15 protein-coding genes are annotated in these 18,580 nt (G+C 54.1%); 7 read left to right on the top strand and 8 right to left on the bottom strand.

The window, feature by feature from the left end:
- Nucleotides 1–71 precede the first annotated feature (71 nt).
- Nucleotides 72–1,577, bottom strand: a complete 1,506-nt coding sequence (gene glpD, locus M1D91_RS21720; protein WP_437432772.1) for a glycerol-3-phosphate dehydrogenase — start codon at nt 1,575–1,577, stop codon at nt 72–74.
- 263 nt (nt 1,578–1,840) lie between these two features.
- On the opposite strand from glpD, the gene glpE reads away from it, so the two are divergent.
- From glpE to M1D91_RS21705, 3 genes are read left to right on the top strand one after another with little or no spacing between them, the layout of a single operon-like run.
- A complete protein-coding gene (glpE, locus tag M1D91_RS21715; RefSeq protein WP_437432773.1) occupies nt 1,841–2,170 on the top strand; it encodes a thiosulfate sulfurtransferase GlpE in 330 nt (109 codons plus the stop codon).
- A gap of 59 nt (nt 2,171–2,229) precedes the next feature.
- Nucleotides 2,230–3,060: a rhomboid family intramembrane serine protease GlpG gene (gene glpG, locus M1D91_RS21710; protein ID WP_437432774.1), complete on the top strand. Its 831-nt coding sequence runs from the start codon at nt 2,230–2,232 to the stop codon at nt 3,058–3,060.
- 17 nt (nt 3,061–3,077) lie between these two features.
- Complete coding sequence (locus M1D91_RS21705) at nt 3,078–3,836, top strand: DeoR/GlpR family transcriptional regulator (RefSeq protein ID WP_437432775.1); 759 nt, start codon at nt 3,078–3,080, stop codon at nt 3,834–3,836.
- 74 nt (nt 3,837–3,910) lie between these two features.
- Here the strand turns inward: M1D91_RS21705 and malT are convergent, their stop codons facing one another.
- Together malT and M1D91_RS21695 are read right to left on the bottom strand one after the other, a co-directional pair.
- Complete coding sequence (gene malT, locus M1D91_RS21700; protein WP_437432776.1) at nt 3,911–6,616, bottom strand: HTH-type transcriptional regulator MalT; 2,706 nt, start codon at nt 6,614–6,616, stop codon at nt 3,911–3,913.
- A gap of 307 nt (nt 6,617–6,923) precedes the next feature.
- Nucleotides 6,924–7,235, bottom strand: a complete 312-nt coding sequence (locus M1D91_RS21695) for a hypothetical protein (RefSeq protein WP_437432777.1) — start codon at nt 7,233–7,235, stop codon at nt 6,924–6,926.
- Between the two features lie 16 nt (nt 7,236–7,251).
- On the opposite strand from M1D91_RS21695, the gene malP reads away from it, so the two are divergent.
- Nucleotides 7,252–9,645 (top strand): maltodextrin phosphorylase, encoded by a 2,394-nt coding sequence (malP, locus tag M1D91_RS21690; protein WP_437432778.1) that lies wholly within the window; start codon nt 7,252–7,254, stop codon nt 9,643–9,645.
- Between the two features lie 8 nt (nt 9,646–9,653).
- Nucleotides 9,654–11,744 carry a 4-alpha-glucanotransferase gene (malQ, locus tag M1D91_RS21685; protein ID WP_437432779.1) on the top strand — a complete coding sequence of 697 codons (2,091 nt, stop codon included), beginning with the start codon at nt 9,654–9,656 and terminating at the stop codon, nt 11,742–11,744.
- Between the two features lie 55 nt (nt 11,745–11,799).
- Here the strand turns inward: malQ and gntT are convergent, their stop codons facing one another.
- From gntT to gntX, 3 genes are all read right to left on the bottom strand, one after another.
- Nucleotides 11,800–13,116 carry a gluconate transporter gene (gntT, locus tag M1D91_RS21680; RefSeq protein WP_437432780.1) on the bottom strand — a complete coding sequence of 439 codons (1,317 nt, stop codon included), beginning with the start codon at nt 13,114–13,116 and terminating at the stop codon, nt 11,800–11,802.
- A 332-nt stretch (nt 13,117–13,448) separates the two neighbouring features.
- Nucleotides 13,449–14,024 carry a Fe-S biogenesis protein NfuA gene (nfuA, locus tag M1D91_RS21675; protein WP_437432781.1) on the bottom strand — a complete coding sequence of 192 codons (576 nt, stop codon included), beginning with the start codon at nt 14,022–14,024 and terminating at the stop codon, nt 13,449–13,451.
- Between the two features lie 58 nt (nt 14,025–14,082).
- Nucleotides 14,083–14,766, bottom strand: coding sequence for a DNA utilization protein GntX (gntX, locus tag M1D91_RS21670; protein WP_437432782.1), 684 nt, complete (start codon nt 14,764–14,766; stop codon nt 14,083–14,085).
- 37 nt (nt 14,767–14,803) lie between these two features.
- Here gntX and bioH point away from each other — a divergent pair, with 37 nt between their 5' ends.
- On the top strand, nt 14,804–15,577 hold the full coding sequence (gene bioH / locus M1D91_RS21665; RefSeq protein ID WP_437432783.1) for a pimeloyl-ACP methyl ester esterase BioH: 774 nt from the start codon (nt 14,804–14,806) through the stop codon (nt 15,575–15,577).
- Nucleotides 15,578–15,693: 116 nt separating this feature from the next.
- A complete protein-coding gene (locus tag M1D91_RS21660) occupies nt 15,694–15,963 on the top strand; it encodes a YdgH/BhsA/McbA-like domain containing protein (RefSeq protein WP_437432784.1) in 270 nt (89 codons plus the stop codon).
- A gap of 39 nt (nt 15,964–16,002) precedes the next feature.
- Here M1D91_RS21660 and feoC read toward each other — a convergent pair whose 3' ends face one another.
- Nucleotides 16,003–16,248, bottom strand: coding sequence for a [Fe-S]-dependent transcriptional repressor FeoC (feoC, locus tag M1D91_RS21655; protein WP_437432785.1), 246 nt, complete (start codon nt 16,246–16,248; stop codon nt 16,003–16,005).
- 10 nt (nt 16,249–16,258) lie between these two features.
- Entirely contained in the window at nt 16,259–18,577 is a 2,319-nt protein-coding gene (feoB, locus tag M1D91_RS21650) for a Fe(2+) transporter permease subunit FeoB (protein ID WP_437432786.1), read from the bottom strand.
- Between the last annotated feature and the right edge of the window lie 3 nt (nt 18,578–18,580).

The raw sequence follows: 18,580 nt of genomic DNA, 5'->3' as shown, positions 1-18,580 counted from the left end.
AAACCCGGTAGCACAGGCTTACCGGGTTCTGAACAGAGATTATTAAGCCGGGTTAATCCCCGGCTTTTTTATTACGAGGCCAGTGACAGCTCGGTTTTGCTATGGCGGGTCAGCCATTGCGCTACGCGGGACTGCTCGTCGGCATTCAGCCACATGCCGATTTTTGTCCGGCGCCAGAGAACATCGTCGAGGCGACGAACCCACTCATGCTCAACCAGGTAGCGCAGTTCGGCTTCGTATAACTCATGGCCGAAATGCTCACCCAACTCCTCAACCGTCGTTTTATCTTTGAGAATAAGTTCGCTGTTACTGCCGTAGGTACGGGCAAAGTGACGGGCCAGAGATTCCGTGATGAACGGGTAACGGCGGCGCAGTTTCGCGGCGTAGTCATCGCGATCGCCTTCGATTTCCCCGCCGGGCAGAATACTGCTTTTCGTCCACGCCGGACCAATACCCTGATAATACGTCGCCAGTTTTTCCATCGCATGCTCGGCGAGCTTACGGTAGGTCGTGAGTTTACCGCCGAAGACGGAAAGCAAGGGTGCTTTACCCGCTTCGTCGTGGATATCGAGGGTATAATCACGGGTAATTGCCTGCGGTGAGTCAGACTCATCGTCACAAAGGGGACGTACGCCGGAGTAGGTCCAGACGATATCCTCACGTGAAAGCGGCTTCCTGAAGTGGGCGTTATAGGCTTTCAGCAGATAATTGATTTCGCTTTCATCAATTTCCACCTGTTTCGGATCGCCCTGATATTCCACATCGGTAGTACCGATTATTGAGAACTCATCCATCCACGGAATGACGAACACAATGCGTTTATCTTCGTTTTGCAGGATATAGGCCTGTTTTTGGGTATGCACACGCGGTACGACGATATGGCTCCCCTTAATCAGGCGGATACCGTACGGCGACGGCAGATGCATACCATCATCGAAGAATTGTTTGACCCACGGGCCGGTCGCATTCACCAGACCGCGCGCCTGCCAGCTAAATTTTTCTCCGGTGTCGACATCTTCAGCTTCGACAATCCATAAACCATTTTCACGCCTTGCGGAGGTTGCGCGGGTACGTGTTAAGACCTCGCCGCCTTTTTTAACGACCATCTGCGCATTCGCAACCACCAGACGCGCATCGTCCACCCAGCAATCAGAATATTCGAAACCGCGCACGATTTCGGGTTTAAGAACCGAGTCTGAGTCAAAACGCAACCCCTTCGAGCCTGGCAAACTGGTGCGTTTACCCAGGTGGTCGTACATAAACAGACCGATTCGAATCATCCACGCCGGGCGCAGATGGGGGCGATGCGGTAAACGAAAACGCATCGGGAAGGCGATGTGAGGGGCCATCTTCAACAATACTTCACGTTCGGCCAGGGCTTCGCTGACCAGACGGAATTCATAGTGTTCCAGGTAGCGCAGGCCGCCGTGGATCAGTTTTGAGCTTGCGCTCGAGGTGGCACAGGCTAAATCCTGAGCCTCCAGCATGAGCACGGAAAGACCACGCCCGGCGGCGTCTGCCGCGATCCCGGCACCGTTGATGCCCCCGCCAATGACAATCAGATCTTTGGTTTCCATGCTGCCCTCACGTACTTTCGTTAAAGCTCATAAATGTTCGATATCGCTCATAATAGCAAAAGAACGCGCAATTGGTAACATCAAAAAAACAATTTAGAGTGATATGCATAACATAATGGCGTTTATCTGCCGGGTGGACGTAAAATGAGCGTCATACTACGTGCAACCCTTGTCTCTTCACCCGACCTCCCACCCTGGCGGGGCGAGAAGAGAGCCGGGGCAGTTTTGGCACGATTTACCTGCAATGTCTGAAAGAGAGTCTTATGGATCATTTTGTTTGTATAAACGTTGAAGAAACCCACCAGAAGCTGCAGCAGAAGAAAGCGGTGCTGGTTGATATACGGGATCCTCAAAGCTTTGCCATGGGCCATACGCCAGGAGCTTTCCATTTGACCAATGACACCCTGGGGACCTTTATGCAGGAGACGGATTTTGAAACGCCGGTCATGGTGATGTGCTACCACGGCAATAGCAGCAAAGGGGCCGCGCAATATCTGCTTCAGCAGGGCTATGACACCGTATTCAGTGTGGATGGTGGATTTGATGCCTGGCATCGCCATTTCCCGGCGGAAGTTGCTCACGGAACGCTATAGGGATAGCGCGTTCTGCCGCTATACTGTCCTCTTTTCCAGGGACTAAGCGACCACCTTCCATGTTGATGATCACCTCCTTTGCTAACCCGCGTGTCGCCCAGGCGTTTGTTGATTACATGCAAACCCAGGGCGTTATTCTGACCATTCAGCAGCATGAACAAAGCGATATCTGGCTGGCAGACGACAGTCAGGCTGAGCGGGTGAGGGCAGAGCTGGCTCGCTTTATGGAAAACCCCGGTGACCCGCGTTATCTTGCGGCGAGCTGGCTGTCCGGGCAAACCAGCAATGGCTTACGTTACCGAGGATTTCCGCTGCGGGCAGCCTTACAGGAGCGTGGTGGGCCGCTGACTCTTTTCATTTTTGCCGCCTGCATACTGATGTTTATTTTGATGAACGTCATCGGCGACCAGACGGTCATGGTCTGGCTGGCCTGGCCGTTCAACGAGGCGGTTCAGTTTGAAGCCTGGCGCTACTTCACCCACGCCATCATGCATTTTTCACTGGTTCATATCATCTTTAACCTGTTCTGGTGGTGGTATCTTGGTGGCACAGTCGAAAAGCGGCTGGGTGGTGGCAAGCTGCTGGTGATAACCCTCATCAGCGCCTTACTGAGTGGATTCCTGCAGTTCAAACTTTCTGGACCCTGGTTTGGTGGATTATCGGGCGTGGTGTACGCCCTGATAGGTTATGTCTGGCTTCGGGGTGAACGCGACCCGGAGCGCCCGGTTTCACTCCCTCGTGGGCTGGCTATTTTCACTGTGGTGATACTGGTTGCCGAATGGTTTGGCGTATCGGCAATGAACAGCGCCACCGGCGCGCATACGGCCGGGTTGCTGATTGGCCTTGCGATGGCGCTGGTCGATACAATGAATGCGCGAAAACGAACATAATTTCCCAGAGACTATTCATGAAACAAACACAACGTCATGACGCAATCATTGAACTGGTTAAAGTACAGGGATATGTCAGCACGGAAGAGCTGGTAGAACAATTCGCCGTGAGCCCGCAGACCATTCGCCGTGACCTGAACGATCTGGCGGAACAAAATAAGATTTTGCGCCATCACGGGGGAGCGGCCTTGCCCTCCAGCTCGGTGAATGCCTCCTGGCACGATCGTAAGGCTACCCAGACGGCGGAAAAAGAGCGCATTGCGCGTAAGGTCGCCAGTCAGATCCCTGACGGGGCCACACTCTTTATCGACATCGGCACCACCCCTGAAGCGGTGGCGCACGCGCTGCTCGACCACAGCAATTTGCGGGTGGTCACCAATAACCTCAATGTCGCTAACACGCTGCTCAAAAAAGAGGATTTTCGCGTCATCCTGGCAGGCGGAGAGCTGCGCAGCCGTGACGGTGGTATTGTGGGTGAGGCAACGCTGGATTTTATCTCCCAGTTCCGCCTCGACTTCGGCATTCTGGGGATAAGCGGCATCGACGCGGACGGGTCGCTGCTGGAGTTTGACTACCATGAAGTGCGCACCAAGCGGGCAATCATCGAGAATTCACGCCACGTTATGCTGGTGGTGGATCACTCGAAATTTGGCCGTAATGCGATGGTCAATATGGGAAGCATCAGCATGGTCGATACGGTATATACCGATACCCCGCCGCCACCTGGCGTGATGCAGGTATTAACCAGCAACAACATCCAGCTTGAACTGTGCTGATGTGACTTCGGGCGCTTATGGCCCCCTCTTCCGGTGGGAGAGGGGGACGGGGAGGGCATCAGGTGAAAGGGGAGTTAAACGCCGTATCCCATCATTTTCAACAACCGCTGAGCATGCTGAACGGCATCCTGACGATGGGCCACGCCCAGTTTCTGATACAGGTTGCGAATATGGGTTTTGATGGTGGTTGCCGCCACGGCAAGTTCACCGGCTATTTGCTCATTGCTGTAGCCTGAATAAATCAACCCCAGCACCTGCCATTCACGTTGGGTAAGCGGGCTGGTGCGAATCAGCTCCGGGACCTCCGGGTGAGTAAGCAGACGTTCCACAAAATTTTCATCAAAATGGGCAAACTTGTGACGATGATGCTGGTTAATGTCGCGAAGAATGCGCTGGGCGCGATGTTGATCCAGTTCCGGCAGGGTATTGAGCTGAATAAGCTGACGCAGTTGCTGCGCCATGGCCTCACCTTCGATAACAAAATGGCTGATAAACCCGGTACGATTAGCCAGTTGCAGGGCCTCCAGCAGCACACGCTGCGCATCGTTTTTACGACCGGCTTGCCAGTAGAGCTGATTGAGCAGAAGCAGGTTACGGTTAAGATCGCTCATCAGGCGCAGGCTGCGCGCGTTCTCATTTAGCTCTTCCAGTACCATCTCAGCCGGATCAAAATCGCCAAGCAGAATCTGTGCCCTGGCAATGTTGCGCCACTGCCCCTGCAGGAAGTGGTTGTTGGCAAACTCCGGTTTTGGTGTCTGACGCAGCCATTGCGCCGCCGCTTTTTTGTCGCCCACCATCTGCCAGTAAATCACCCGGACTTTATCGGCATTCGACACCCAGTCACTGTGATACTGACCGTTGCCGAGTAAATTTTCGAGGCGATGGAGGTGGCTGCGGGCATTGTCCAGGTCGCCTCGGGCCAGTGAGTTTTGAATCACCAGGGCAAGGCACTGCAACTGCTGCTGGGGCTGATAGGAAGCCAGTACCTCCATCCCCTGACGGGCTGCGGCTTCTGATTCGTCAAGACGTGCCCATGCCCAGAGTAACTGCGCGCGGATGCGCAGCAGGAACTCATGCATCGGCAACTGCTCAAGATGCTGCTCGCGCACCAGCTGGAACCCTTTTTCCTGCGTCTCCCAGGCGGCCTGCAAAAAGCCCTGCGCAAACAGAATTTCACTCTGCTGGATAAGACTCCACAGAGCGTAATGCCAGACATCATGACGACGCGCCATCTGCTCTGTTTGCTGCATCAGAGGCAGAGAGTTGGCCAGCAGCCCTTTACAGTGCAGTACTTCACCGTGTACCGAGGTGGCTACGATCCGGCTGTAATAGTTGGCAAGCGGCAGCTCTTCCAGAGCCACCATCGCCAGACGTTCAGCTTCGACGGCGTCTCCATCGTTAATGGCCACCTGTGCACGCAGCGCGTTGAAATCGCCGTGCAGCGAGGCATCCATCTGGGTGGTCATCTCTTGCTCAGCCCTGGCCAGCAGCGTATTCACCTCGCTGTAGCGATGCTGGCTTTGCATCAACCAGGCCTGGAGTAACACCAGCCGTGGGTTTTCAAGCAGACTTTCCCACGGCAGCGCTTTGAGCGAGGCCTCCAGCAGGCCAAGTTCACTGTGGTTGAACAGACCCCACGCGTGATGCAGCAGAATGTCACGCAGCATGGTGCCGTCACCCGCCGCCAGCGCATGATGAATGGCTTCACTCGGGAACCCTTGCGCCATCCAGCTTTCAGCCGCCGCGCGGTGAATTTCTGGCAGTTCCGTTGCCAGTTCCCACTGGCAGCGCTGGCGAAGGAAGTTACCGAACAGGGGGTGATAACTGAACCATTCGCCGGAATCGTCCATTCGCTGTAAAAAAAGCCCCTGACGCTCAATCTCTTCCAGCCGCATCTGCCCGTTTTCTTCGCCCGTAACGCGCACGATTAACGCGTCATTCATTGAGCGTAACAGCGCGCTTTTAAGTAAAAACTGACGGGTTGCGGTGTCTACGTTGTCCAGAACTTCATCGACCAGATAATCCGACAGATGGCTGGCATTAATGCCGGCCAGGCGGCGAGCAGACTGATGGGCCGCCCCGTGGTTCTGGCGGACGGAGAGTGCAATCAGCTGGAGAGCCGTGGCCCAGCCTGCCACATCATCGCACAGGCGCCCGCTCTCAGCGGCCTCAATCGGTGAGGCGAGGCGACAGTCAAAGAACTGTTTAGCCTCCTGATGCGTGAAGGCAAGTTGTTGACTGCCGATCTCAAGCAGTTGCTCACGCACACGCAGGTTAGCAATGCCGAGCTGGGGCAGGTTACGGGAGAGCACAATCAGAGTGAGATTTTCAGGCTGATGGCGCAGGAAAAAACGCATCGCATCATGGATAACGGGATTGGTGATGAGATGGTAGTCATCAATCACCAGATATAGCGCACGCTGCCACTGTGCAAGTTCAATAAAGAGTTGCGCAAAGAGGGAGGAGAGGCTGGCGTACTGGCGCTTTTGCGCCATCACTTCACTGCTCACACAATGCCCGCCGGTTGCCTGCTGAATAGCGGCAATAAAATAGCTGGCAAATCGCTCTTGTTGGTTATCGCCCTCATCAAGAGAAAACCAGCCGACATCGTTTTTACCTGATGCCCACTGAGAAATGAGCGTCGTCTTTCCATAACCTGCCGGGCTTGTGATGAGCGCTAGCCGAAAATTGTTCGCGCCGGAAAGTTTAGCCAGCAGCCGATCGCGAACGACGGTATGGTCGAGGCGAACCGGGCGACTTAATTTAGACGGAATCAGCATAGTTATCACTTCACTGTGAGGACAAAGGGGGTAAACGATTTTTTTTGCGCTTCGTAATTAATATTAATAAGGTCGGATAAATCCGCATTTATTGCAAGTTATGTCCATATCTAAGGATTGTGAATTTGCGCTATGTCACATTTCTAAATTGTTAGTGAATAAATTACCCGCACCCGAGGCCGCGAGTAGTGCAGGCAGTACACCTGTGGTATGGGGGAGAATGAGAGAAATATTTAATGTTGAGATAGCGCTTACTGACATTATTTCGAGGGATTTACATCAGGCAGCACAAATAGCAAAAAAAGCTTTAGCTTTTCCTGAAATTTATTATTTTCTCAACGCAATTCATAATTACGATTAATTTATCGTGAAACAACATTTCATTCTTCTGGCACGCTTTCCCTTTATGTTTTATCACCTTTTCAAATGTCGCCGGGTCAGTGAGCGGTCGGCCTGAAGCAACAGCTTGATAAATGTTCAAAAAAGCAGCTAACTTTAAGTGGCAGAGATCACACTTTTCGCTCATCCCTGCTACTCCTCCCTGTGGATTCCCTGGCAGGATGAGGACGCCATTTAATGAGCCTGGCACACTAGCGCTAACGTTGTTTTCTTCACTCACAGGATCCGAATTCTTTATGTCAAAGCCTACGTTTAACAAAGCGCAATTCGAAGCGGCCCTGACACGTCAGTGGCAGCATTTTGGCCTGCATGCTGCGCATGAAATGACGTCCCGCCAGTGGTGGCATGCGGTCAGCGGCGCGCTGTCAGAGCTGCTGGTGGCGTTGCCACAGACGAAGCCGTCGGCTGAACAGCGCCATGTTAACTACATCTCGATGGAATTCCTGATTGGTCGCCTTACGGGTAACAACCTTCTGAACCTGGGCTGGTATCAGGAGGTGCGCGCTATTCTCCAGGAGCATGGGCAAAACCTTAGCGACCTGCTGGAAGAAGAGACCGATCCTGCGCTGGGTAACGGTGGGCTGGGACGCCTGGCAGCCTGTTTTTTGGACTCAATGGCTACTGTGGGCCAGTCTGCGACGGGCTATGGACTTAACTATCAGTATGGGCTGTTCCGCCAGTCTTTCGATGAGGGGCATCAGAAGGAGGCGCCAGATGACTGGCATCGCCGCAGCTACCCGTGGTTCACTCATAATGAGCAATGGGATGTGCAGGTAGGCATCGGGGGCAAAGTCAGTAAAGAAGGGCACTGGACGCCTGGTTTCACGCTGGTGGGCGAGGCCTGGGATTTGCCGGTTCTCGGTTACCTTAACAGCGTGGCGCAGCCGCTGCGCCTGTGGCAGGCGACCCATGCGCATCCGTTTGACCTGACCAAATTCAACGATGGCGATTTTCTTCGCGCCGAGCAGCAGGGTATCGACGCTGAAAAACTGACCAAAGTACTCTACCCGAATGATAACCATCAGGCGGGCAAAAAGCTGCGCTTGATGCAGCAGTACTTCCAGTGCGCCTGCTCGGTTGCCGATATTCTTCGCCGTCATCACCTGGCGGGGCGTCACATTAGCACGCTGGCGACGTATGAAGTGATTCAGCTCAATGATACCCATCCGACTATCGCCATTCCTGAACTTCTGCGCGTACTACTCGATGAGCATCAGATGAGCTGGGATGACGCCTGGGCAATCACCAGTAAAACTTTTGCATACACTAACCATACGCTGATGCCTGAAGCGCTGGAGTGCTGGGACGAAAAACTGGTCAAAGCATTACTTCCGCGCCATATGCAGATAATCAGGCAGATCAATGACCGTTTCAAAATGCTTGTGGCGCAAACCTGGCCTGGTGATGAGGCCGTCTGGGCTAAGCTGGCAGTTGTGCATAACAAGCAGGTTCGTATGGCAAATATGTGTGTCGTCGGCGGCTTTGCCGTGAACGGCGTGGCTGCGCTCCACTCGGATCTGGTAGTTAAAGATCTCTTCCCGGAATACAACCAGCTATGGCCAGGTAAATTCCATAATGTGACCAATGGCATTACGCCACGCCGCTGGATCAAGCAGTGCAACCCGGCGCTGGCCGCATTGTTAGATCACACCCTGAATAAAGAGTGGGCTAACGATCTTGATCAGCTTATTCATCTGGAAAAATTTGCTGATGATGCAGAATTCCGCGCGCAGTACCGCGCCATTAAACAGCAGAATAAATACCTGCTCGCAGAATTTGTTAAACATCGCACTGGCATTGAGATTAATCCGCACGCCATCTTTGATATTCAGATCAAACGGCTGCATGAATATAAACGTCAGCATTTAAACCTGCTGCATATTGTGGCCCTGTATAAAGAAATTCGTGAAAATCCTCAGGCCAATCGTGTGCCGCGCGTCTTTTTGTTTGGCGCGAAAGCAGCACCGGGTTATTACCTCGCAAAAAATATTATTTACGCCATCAATAAAGTGGCGCAGGTCATCAATAATGACCCGGCAGTGGGTGACAAGCTGAAAGTGGTCTTCCTGCCGGATTATTGCGTGTCGGCGGCGGAACGCCTGATACCGGCGGCAGATGTCTCTGAACAGATCTCTACTGCGGGTAAAGAGGCCTCCGGCACCGGCAACATGAAGCTGGCGCTGAACGGTGCGCTCACCGTCGGCACGCTGGATGGGGCGAACGTTGAAATTGCCGAACAGGTCGGCGACGAGAACATCTTTATTTTCGGCCACACCGTGGAAGAGGTGAAAGCACTGAAGGCCAAAGGCTACGATCCGGTGAAGTGGCGCAAAAAAGACAAACAGCTCGATGCCGTACTAAAAGAGCTTGAGAGCGGTAAATACAGTGACGGTGATAAGCATGCCTTTGACCAAATGTTGCACAGTCTGGGCAAGCAGGGGGGCGATCCTTACCTGGTACTGGCAGATTTTGCCGCCTATGTTGATGCACAAAAGCGTGTAGATGCGCTATACCGTGATGAGGAGGCGTGGACCAGAGCAGCCATTCTGAACACTGCACGTTGTGGAATGTTCAGCTCGGATCGCTCGATTCGCGATTATCAGACCCGTATCTGGCAGGCAAAACGCTAAGGGAAAGCATGGTGAGTAAACGTCTTGAAAGTGCCGCGCTGGCAGCGGGTATTAGCCCGGATTTTATCAATGCGCATGGCAAACCGCAGTCTATCGGTGCTGAAACCAAACGGCGTTTGCTGGAGGCCATGCACCCCTCTACGGTAGCCGCCTCTGCAGTAACCCCGGTGCCTCGTGTGCTGGTATTTACTCAGGGGAAAAGAAAAGCGCTGCCCGTTGAAGGCGAGGGGCATTTCGACTGGAACATTACAACGGAGCAGGGTTTACAGCTTCGCGGAGGGGTTGAGGGCGGTAAAAAACTTACGCTACCGGCAAAATTACCGCAGGGCTACCACACGCTCACCCTTCGTCGGGGTGAGCAGCGCTGGCACTGCCGGTTGATTGTCACGCCGGCACGCTGTTTTGAACCGCAAGCGCTGCTGGAAGGCAAGAAACTGTGGGGAGCCTGTGCGCAGCTTTATACCCTGCGCTCAGAAAAAAACTGGGGTATTGGTGACTTCGGCGATTTGAAAGCCATGCTGGCTGAGGTGGCACATCGCGGAGGCGCTTTTATCGGTCTTAACCCGATTCATGCCCTTTATCCGGCCAATCCTGAAAGCGCCAGCCCCTACAGCCCTTCGTCCAGGCGCTGGTTGAACGTTATTTATATCGACGTCAACGCGGTGGAGGATTTTCAAACCAGTAAAGCGGCGCAGGCGTGGTGGGCGCTTCCCGATACACAGGCCTCGCTGAACGCCGCCCGCGATGCAGAGTTCGTGGATTATTCCGCGGTAACGGCACTGAAGCTTGAAGGGTTGCGCCTTGCCTGGAAGCAGTTTTCCACGCGTGGCGCTGACGATGAGGCCCGCACCGCCTTCAACAGTTTCGTTAAGCAGGAGGGCGAAAGCCTCTACTGGCAGGCGGCATTTGATGCCCTGCATGCAAATCAGGTCAAAGAAGACCCGTTACGTTGGGGCTGGCCCGCCTGGCCTGAAGCGCTCCGCTCTACGGACAGCCCTGAGGTTAAGGCGTTTTGTAAGGAGCATGCGGACGAGGTTAATTTTTATTTATGGCTGCAATGGCTCGCCTGCATCCAGTTCGCCGCGTGTTGGGATACCAGTCAGGATTTCGCGATGCCGATAGGGCTTTACCGCGATCTGGCGGTTGGCGTTGCAGAAGGCGGGGCGGAAACCTGGTGCGACCGGGAGCTGTACTGCCTGAAAGCTTCTGTCGGCGCCCCCCCTGACATTCTCGGTCCGCTGGGCCAGAACTGGGGGCTGCCACCGATGGATCCCCATATTACCGCCGCGCGAGGTTATGAACCCTTTGTTGAATTGTTGCGGGCGAACATGAAAAGCTGCGGCGCATTGCGTATTGACCACGTGATGTCGATGCTGCGTTTGTGGTGGATACCCTATGGTGAGACGGCGGATCAGGGCGCTTACGTGCAGTATCCGGTGGATGACCTGCTTTCTATCCTGGCACTGGAAAGCCAGCGCCACCGGTGTATGGTGATTGGCGAAGATCTGGGGACGGTGCCGGTAGAGATCGTAAGCAAGCTGCGTGACAGTGGAGTCTACTCCTATAAAGTGCTCTATTTTGAGAACGACCATGAGAAGCATTTCCGGGCGCCGCAAGCCTGGCCGGTGCAGTCAATGGCTGTTGCGACTACGCACGATCTGCCAACTTTACGTGGTTACTGGGAGAGTGGGGACCTGACGCTGGGTAAAACCCTGGGGCTTTACCCGGATGAGGTTGTGCTGCGCGGTTTATTCAAAGACCGCGAACTGGCAAAACAGGGGCTGCTTGATGCGCTTCATCAGCACGGTTGTCTGCCGAAAAAGGTGGGCCACAAGGCTTCTCGCATGCCGATGACGTCGCTTTTAAACCGCGGTATGCAGCGCTACATTGCCGACAGCAACAGTGCGCTGCTTGGCCTGCAACCGGAAGACTGGCTGAATATGGCCGGGCCGGTGAATATTCCCGGCACCAGTTATCAGTACAAAAACTGGCGGCGAAAGTTGTCCACTTCACTTGAGAAGATGTTTAGCGATGAGAGCGTGAACAAACTGATTAAGGACCTGGATAAACGCAGAAGGGCAGTCGGGAAGAAAAGATAAAAAAAGAACCCACTTCGGTGGGTTCTTTTTTTCTGGAAAGGGCGTGTCGTAAACCTTACACCACCATTCCTAACAGCAGGCAGCCAACCAGACCACATACCGAGATGATGGTCTCCAGTGCAGACCAGGACTTCATGGTCTCACCGATGGTCAGATTGAAATACTCTTTAAACAACCAGAAGCCCGGGTCGTTGACGTGCGAGAAAATCACGCTGCCGGAACCTACTGCGATAACCATCAGTTCGGGGCTTACGCCAGTCGTTGCAATCAGCGGTGCCGCAATACCACCTGCGGTGATGGCTGCAACGGTGGCCGAGCCGAGCGCGATACGCAGTACGGCAGCAATAGACCATGCCATAAAGATAGGCGACAGATTGGTACCATGCATCAGGGAGGCAATGTACTTGTCCACGCCGCTGTCAACCAGCACCTGTTTGAATGCACCGCCACCGCCGATGATGAGCAGCATCATGGCGATAATTTTGATTGAGCTGGTCAGCGTTTCGTTAATGTCGTCCATCGAACGACCGCGATTCAGGCCGAAGGTGAAGACCGCAATCAGCACGGCGATTAACGTGGCCATTACCGGATCGCCAAAGAACTCAGCATACGGCAGAATAGCGTGGCCTTTAGGCAGTACCATTTCCGCAACCGCACGCAGGGCCATCAGTACCACCGGCACCAGAGAGGTCCAGACGCTCACGCCAAAGCCCGGCATCTCTGCTTCAGTGAAGGTTTTCTTGTTATACAGCCCTTCCGGGATCGGTTTATCAATCCCTTTCAGGAACCGCGCGTAGACCGGGCCTGCCAGAATAACGGTTGGGATACCCAGCAGGGTGCCGTACAGCAGGGTTTTGCCCATATCAGCATGGAAGATAGTGGCAATAGCGGTCGGGCCCGGATGCGGAGGCAGGAAGCCGTGCGTAACGGACAGTGCAGCCGCCATCGGCACACCGACATAGAGCAGCGGGATACGGGCCGAGGCCGCAATGGTGAATACCAGCGGCAGCAACAGCACGAAGCCGACTTCATAGAACAGTGCGAAACCAACGGTGAAGCCAGTGAGTACCACCGCCCACTGAATATGTTTCTCACCAAATTTTGCAATCAGGGTTGTCGCGATACGCTGTGCGCCGCCGCAATCTGCCAGCAGCTTACCGAGCATGGCACCAAAGCCCATGATCAGCGCAAGGCTGCCGAGGGTTCCGCCCACACCGGCTTTAATGGACTTGATCACTGCATCCAGAGGCATTCCCTGCATCATTCCGACGGCCAGTGCCACCAGAACCAGGGCAATAAATCCGTTCAATTTGAAGCGGATCATTAATAACAACAACAAGATTACACCGATAGCAACGATGACTAATGGCATGATTTACCTGGCCTTAATTTGTTATGGGTAACGTCAGTGTTTCTACAGCTTGTGCCGGGTTTCCTGAGGTAGAAAACATAGCGCTGGGGCATCAATACGGCTTACATCGATACTTAAAAATAGTAGCTGGATGTTTTTATAATGTTGATGCCTGCGCGGATGATACGGGTAACATCTGTAAAAAGAGAATCACCTGGGGGGCCAAAATTTGCGAAGTGAGAGGTGGGTCATATTAACGACCAGAAAGCAGTGAAAAAAACAGCGGGAAAATAAGCAGGAAGATACGGGTAACACGTTCTCCCGGGGAGCAGGAGAACGTGCGGAGGGGGGCATCAGTAGTAAGAGTGCTCGCCGCGCTGGTGCTCTGTCAGGTCGCGAACGCCTTTCAGTTCAGGGAACTCGTTCAGCAACTGCTTCTCGATGCCCTCTTTCAGGGTAACGTCGACCATGGAACAACCGTTACAGCCGCCGCCAAACTGGAGAATAGCGTAGCCTTCGTCGGTAATTTCCATCAGGGTTACACGCCCGCCGTGCCCGGCCAGCTGCGGGTTAACCTGCGCTTGCAGCATGTACTCAACGCGTTCCATCAGCGGTGCGTCATCGGTCACTTTACGCATTTTGGCGTTAGGGGCCTTCAGCGTCAGCTGAGAGCCGAGTTGGTCAGTCACAAAATCAATTTCCGCATCTTCCAGATACGGTGCGCTCAACTCATCGACATAAGCCGTCAGTTGTTCGAATTCCAGGGCGGTGTCAGCGGCTTCCACTGCATCTGGCGGGCAATAAGAGACGCCGCATTCTGCGTTTGGCGTGCCTGGGTTAATCACAAACACGCGAATTTGCGTCCCTTCTTCCTGATTTGCCAGCAATTTAGCAAAATGCGCTTGCGCAGCATCGGAGATATGGATCATAGCAATGGCCTAATAGTTGACTATTTTACTCGGTTATAATACGCCCATCATCGAGGCTCTACAAGGTTCGACACAGGCACCATACCTGAACAGTCGCCGCGCCGTGGCGTAACAGCAGTTTAGAGAGTTCTGCGACGGTGCTGCCGGTAGTGACGACATCATCCACAATTACCATATGGAGCCCCTGCACGGGCAATTCAAGGCGAAAGGCATTTTTCAGGTTGCGTTTACGTAAACGGGCGCTCAGCTGATGCTGGATACGGGTCCTTTTTATTCGTCTGAGCGCCGCAGGTTCATAGCGGCACCCTACCCAGTGCACCAGCTTCCGGCAAAGCAGATCGCTTTGATTATACCCCCTGCGCCACTGACGCCGATGCCACAGTGGCACGTTCACCAGCAGGTCGGGAGCGGGTATTGATCGCCTCCGCTGCTCATTTCTGACTGCCAGATATAGCAGCCGGGCCAGCGCCAGTGCGAGCTCAGGCCGCCTGGAAAATTTCATCTGATGCACCAGATGGCTAAGCGGCGGCGTGTAGCTACTGACCGCCACCATATGCTGCCAGGGCGGCATTTTTTGCAGGCAGCGGCCGCAGGGGAGCGTGGGGTCCAGGGCGGGCAGTGCGCAGCAGGGGCATACCGATATCCTCAGAGGAAGAGTGCGTGCGCAACTGGAACATATGCCCCAATGAGCAAGCGCCAGCGGCATTCGACATAGCCAGCACAGGCCTGGCACTGTTAGCATATTCCACCTCCTTGTATGTAGAAGAGAACGATAGCGGATGAACAACATCTGGTGGGAAACCAAAGGCGAAGGACATTGCCATCTTGTGCTGCTTCACGGATGGGGGCTGAACGCGCAGGTATGGGATTGCATTACCGCTGAACTTAGTACGCAATTTACGCTGCATCTGGTGGACCTGCCGGGCTATGGTCGTAGCAGCGGTTTTCCGGCTATGACGCTTAGCGAAATGGCGGAGATCGTGCTGGCAAACGCGCCGGGGCAGGCCATCTGGGTGGGCTGGAGCCTGGGTGGACTGGTGGCAAGCCAGGTAGCGTTAATGGCACCTGAACGGGTCAGAGGACTGGTCACGGTGGCATCGTCCCCTTGCTTTAGCGAGCAGGACGCATGGGCCGGTATTAAATCAGAGGTTCTGGCTGGTTTTCAGCAGCAGCTCAGTGAGCATTTCCAGCGCACGGTAGAGCGCTTTCTGGCGTTGCAAACGATGGGAACAGAAACCGCTCGTCAGGATGCGCGTCAGCTAAAACATGCTGTTTTGTCACTGCCAGTGCCGCCACCAGAGGTACTGAATGGCGGCCTGGAGATCCTGAAAACCGCAGACCTGCGCGAGGCGCTGACCGCGCTGACGCTGCCCTTTCTGCGCATTTATGGCCGACTGGATGGCCTGGTTCCCCGCAAGATTATTGCCCCCCTGGATGCAATGTGGCCACGCAGTGAATCTCTCATTTTCGCCAAAGCAGCCCATGCGCCATTTATTTCCCATCCTGATGATTTTTCCAGAGCTTTAAAGTCCTTTTCTGATTCTCTCGTGTAGCGGGGGCGTTGGCTTGAATAAGCGGCATTCCACTACGATACTTAAAAGGCTTTTGCGGCGCGTACAGTCTGTGCTGCAACTGTAAAACAATCAAAAACCCTAGGAGAATCATAGGTATGAAATTAGTTACAGGTATTGTTGCGTCTCTGGTGATTGGTTCCCTTTCCTTTGGCGTCATGGCCGCACAGGAACTGGAAAAAGATAAGGTCGCGAGTATGAATCTGACGAAGGTTGGCACCATTACCACGTCTGATACCACAGCGCCTATGGACGCCAAAAAAGAGCTGTCCAAAAAAGCTGATGAGTTAGGTGGCACCTACTTTGTGGTCACCAGCGGCGAGAAAAATGAAAAAGACATCCACGCCACGGCGGATGTCTATAAGTAAGCGTAACGTGAACCATAAAGCGGGTCGGATGACCCGCTTTCAGCAACCACTCAATGTCCACCATGTCTGATGACAGGCCGTTTTGCCTTCCGGACACGCTTTACAACTTCCTGTCAGGCAACCCTCCGCCTCTTGCGGCACGCGTATGGCTTTACCCATGATTTCCATACGGCCCAGCATGGCCTCGACCATCGGGCGAGAGAGCTGCAGTGCGCTGCTGAGCTGGCCGACATCCATCCGCCCCCGCAGCGCAAGCATGTTACGAACGTCAATCAGTGATGCCATTTTTGCGACCTCAGTGGCAGTCTCCCGCCGGGCTTTCGCAGCAGCTGGCGGCAGTTTTACGGGTAGCGAGCAGGTTGACATCGACACGGCTTCTGGCGCGGCGCAGGCTGCCGATCACGATAATGTTAAACAAAATGACCGCCAGAATGCAGGCCAGGCTCCAGGTCGGGTGCGCGCTAAAATTAGTGGTCTGGTAAAATAGTGTTGCCAGAGAATAGGCGATATTGAGTCCCCACAGAATGGAGAAACCCATCCAGCCACGGCTCGATTCACGGGAGATGGCTCCCATCACTGAAATACAGGGAATGTAGAGCAGCACGAAGATAAGATAGCTGTAAGCCGCGCTGGGGCTACCGAATTTCTCACTCATCACGCCCATCGTCCCTGTTTCCATTTCGCCATCACCTTTGCTGGCTTCAATAGGGTTTGCCAGTACGCTCAGGCTGAAGGTCTCTTTCAGGCTGGTCCAGGTTTCGTCAATGGAAGCCCTCAGTTCGTCTGTCAGACTAAACTCCGCAGGGTTGAAGTCGGCCTGCTGGATATTTTCAGCGGTGTAAAGCGTATTCAGCGTTCCTACCACCACCTCTTTTGCCATTGCGCCGGTAAACAGGCCGACAGTAGCCTGCCAGTGGTCAGGCTGGACGCCAATGGGCTTTAATAGCGGAGTAAAGACCCGGCTGACGGAGGCAAGGGCAGAGTCGTTAATGTTATCCACCGCCTTGCCACTCAGGGAGAAGCTGTTTAAGGCGCTGAGGAAAATGCTGACCACCACAATGACTTTACCGGCGCGCAACACAAACCCCTTCAGTCGTTGCCAGGTCTGCAAGAGGAGGCTCTTCAGATGTGGAACATGGTAAACCGGTAACTCCATAATAAAGGGTGAGGCTTCACCACGCATAATAGTGTGTTTGAGCATCAGTCCGGTCAGGATAGCCATCACTATGCCGAGCACATACAACGAGAAGACCGCAAGCGCGCCTTGCTGACCAAAGAAAGCAGCGGAAAAGACCGCGAAAATTGCCAGGCGTGCCCCGCAGGACATAAAGGGTGCCATCATGATAGTCATCAGGCGTTCACGGGGAGCATCCAGCGTGCGTGCCCCCATAACCGATGGCACGTTACAGCCAAAGCCGACAATCAAAGGGACGAAGGATTTGCCCGGCAGACCCAGCGCCTGCATCAGTCTGTCCATCACAAAGGCAGCCCGCGCCATGTAACCTGAATCTTCCAGGAAGGAAAGAAACAGGTACATCATGCCAATCTGGGGAACCAGAGGCAGCACGGTATTGACCCCGCCCCCCAGCCCCTGGGCGAGGAAAATCGTCAGCCACGCCGGGAAGTGCAGCGTGTAACCCAGCCACTGAACGCCATGAATAAAGATAGCTACGGAACCGGCATCAAAAACCGGGGCGAGTGCACCGCCGATATTAATAGCCAGCAGGAACATCAGATACATCACAAATAAGAAAATGGGCAGGCCCAGAAACCGGTTAAGGATGATGCGATCCACGCCAGCGGTAAACTGACTGGGCTCGGCGGTCAATGTGTTACTGACGGCTTCACATATTGCCGAAATAGTCTGATAGCGTGCGTCAGCAATATGCAGCGCCGGATCGTCAATCTCACCGCTCAGGCGGGTGAGTGCCGTTTCCAGTTTGAGCGCAGCATCGCCTGCGTAGGCCCGGCTGTAAATATCACCTTCGAGCATTTGCAGGCCCAGCCAGTAGCGCTGATGCAGCGGCATTGCTGAAGACATAAATGCGGCGAGGGCGTTAGCCTCACGCTTTAAGGGTTGCGCATAATGAATCAGTTCAAGAGGCGTATTTTGCTGGTGGCGATCGACCGCGAGCTTAAGGGCATCAATACCGCGACCACGCGTTGAGACCAGCGGTACGACCGGGCAACCCAGGCGGGTAGACAGCGCATCAATATCTATACGGACTTTCTGTTTTTCCGCAATATCCAGCATGTTCAGTGCAACCACACACGGGATGCCGAGTTCAAGCAGCTGCAGCGTCAGATAAAGGTTACGTTCGAGATTAGACGCATCAACCACGTTAATCAGCAGGTCTGCATCACCGCTCAGGATGTAATGGCAGGCGATCTGTTCATCCAGAGAGGTCTGCGAGGAGATGGTGGTAAGCGAATAGGTGCCTGGCAGGTCAACCAGGGTGACCTGATGGTCCGTAGTGGAAAATTGCCCCTCTTTACGTTCGACAGTTACCCCCGCCCAGTTGCCTACGCGCTGGCGTGCGCCCGTGAGTTGATTAAAAAGGGTGGTTTTGCCGGAGTTAGGATTACCGATTAATCCAATGGTCAGCTTTTTCATTAT

This window comes from Enterobacter sp. SA197 (genome assembly GCF_054131575.1).
The sequence above is the reverse complement of the archived record's forward strand: the minus strand, read 5'-3'. Positions and strand labels throughout refer to the sequence as shown.

Bases quoted from the DNA above. Each gene is read 5' to 3' on its own strand.
- M1D91_RS21705 (WP_437432775.1), top strand. From the start codon at position 3,078: ATGAAACAAACACAACGTCATGACGCAATCATTGAACTGGTTAAAGTA.
- nfuA (WP_437432781.1), bottom strand. From the start codon at position 14,024: ATGATCCATATCTCCGATGCTGCGCAAGCGCATTTTGCTAAATTGCTG.
- gntX (WP_437432782.1), bottom strand. From the start codon at position 14,766: ATGCTAACAGTGCCAGGCCTGTGCTGGCTATGTCGAATGCCGCTGGCG.
- feoC (WP_437432785.1), bottom strand. From the start codon at position 16,248: ATGGCATCACTGATTGACGTTCGTAACATGCTTGCGCTGCGGGGGCGG.
- M1D91_RS21660 (WP_437432784.1), top strand. From the start codon at position 15,694: ATGAAATTAGTTACAGGTATTGTTGCGTCTCTGGTGATTGGTTCCCTT.
- malP (WP_437432778.1), top strand. From the start codon at position 7,252: ATGTCAAAGCCTACGTTTAACAAAGCGCAATTCGAAGCGGCCCTGACA.
- glpG (WP_437432774.1), top strand. From the start codon at position 2,230: ATGTTGATGATCACCTCCTTTGCTAACCCGCGTGTCGCCCAGGCGTTT.
- bioH (WP_437432783.1), top strand. From the start codon at position 14,804: ATGAACAACATCTGGTGGGAAACCAAAGGCGAAGGACATTGCCATCTT.
- glpE (WP_437432773.1), top strand. From the start codon at position 1,841: ATGGATCATTTTGTTTGTATAAACGTTGAAGAAACCCACCAGAAGCTG.
- malT (WP_437432776.1), bottom strand. From the start codon at position 6,616: ATGCTGATTCCGTCTAAATTAAGTCGCCCGGTTCGCCTCGACCATACC.
- gntT (WP_437432780.1), bottom strand. From the start codon at position 13,116: ATGCCATTAGTCATCGTTGCTATCGGTGTAATCTTGTTGTTGTTATTA.
- glpD (WP_437432772.1), bottom strand. From the start codon at position 1,577: ATGGAAACCAAAGATCTGATTGTCATTGGCGGGGGCATCAACGGTGCC.
- feoB (WP_437432786.1), bottom strand. From the start codon at position 18,577: ATGAAAAAGCTGACCATTGGATTAATCGGTAATCCTAACTCCGGCAAA.
- malQ (WP_437432779.1), top strand. From the start codon at position 9,654: ATGGTGAGTAAACGTCTTGAAAGTGCCGCGCTGGCAGCGGGTATTAGC.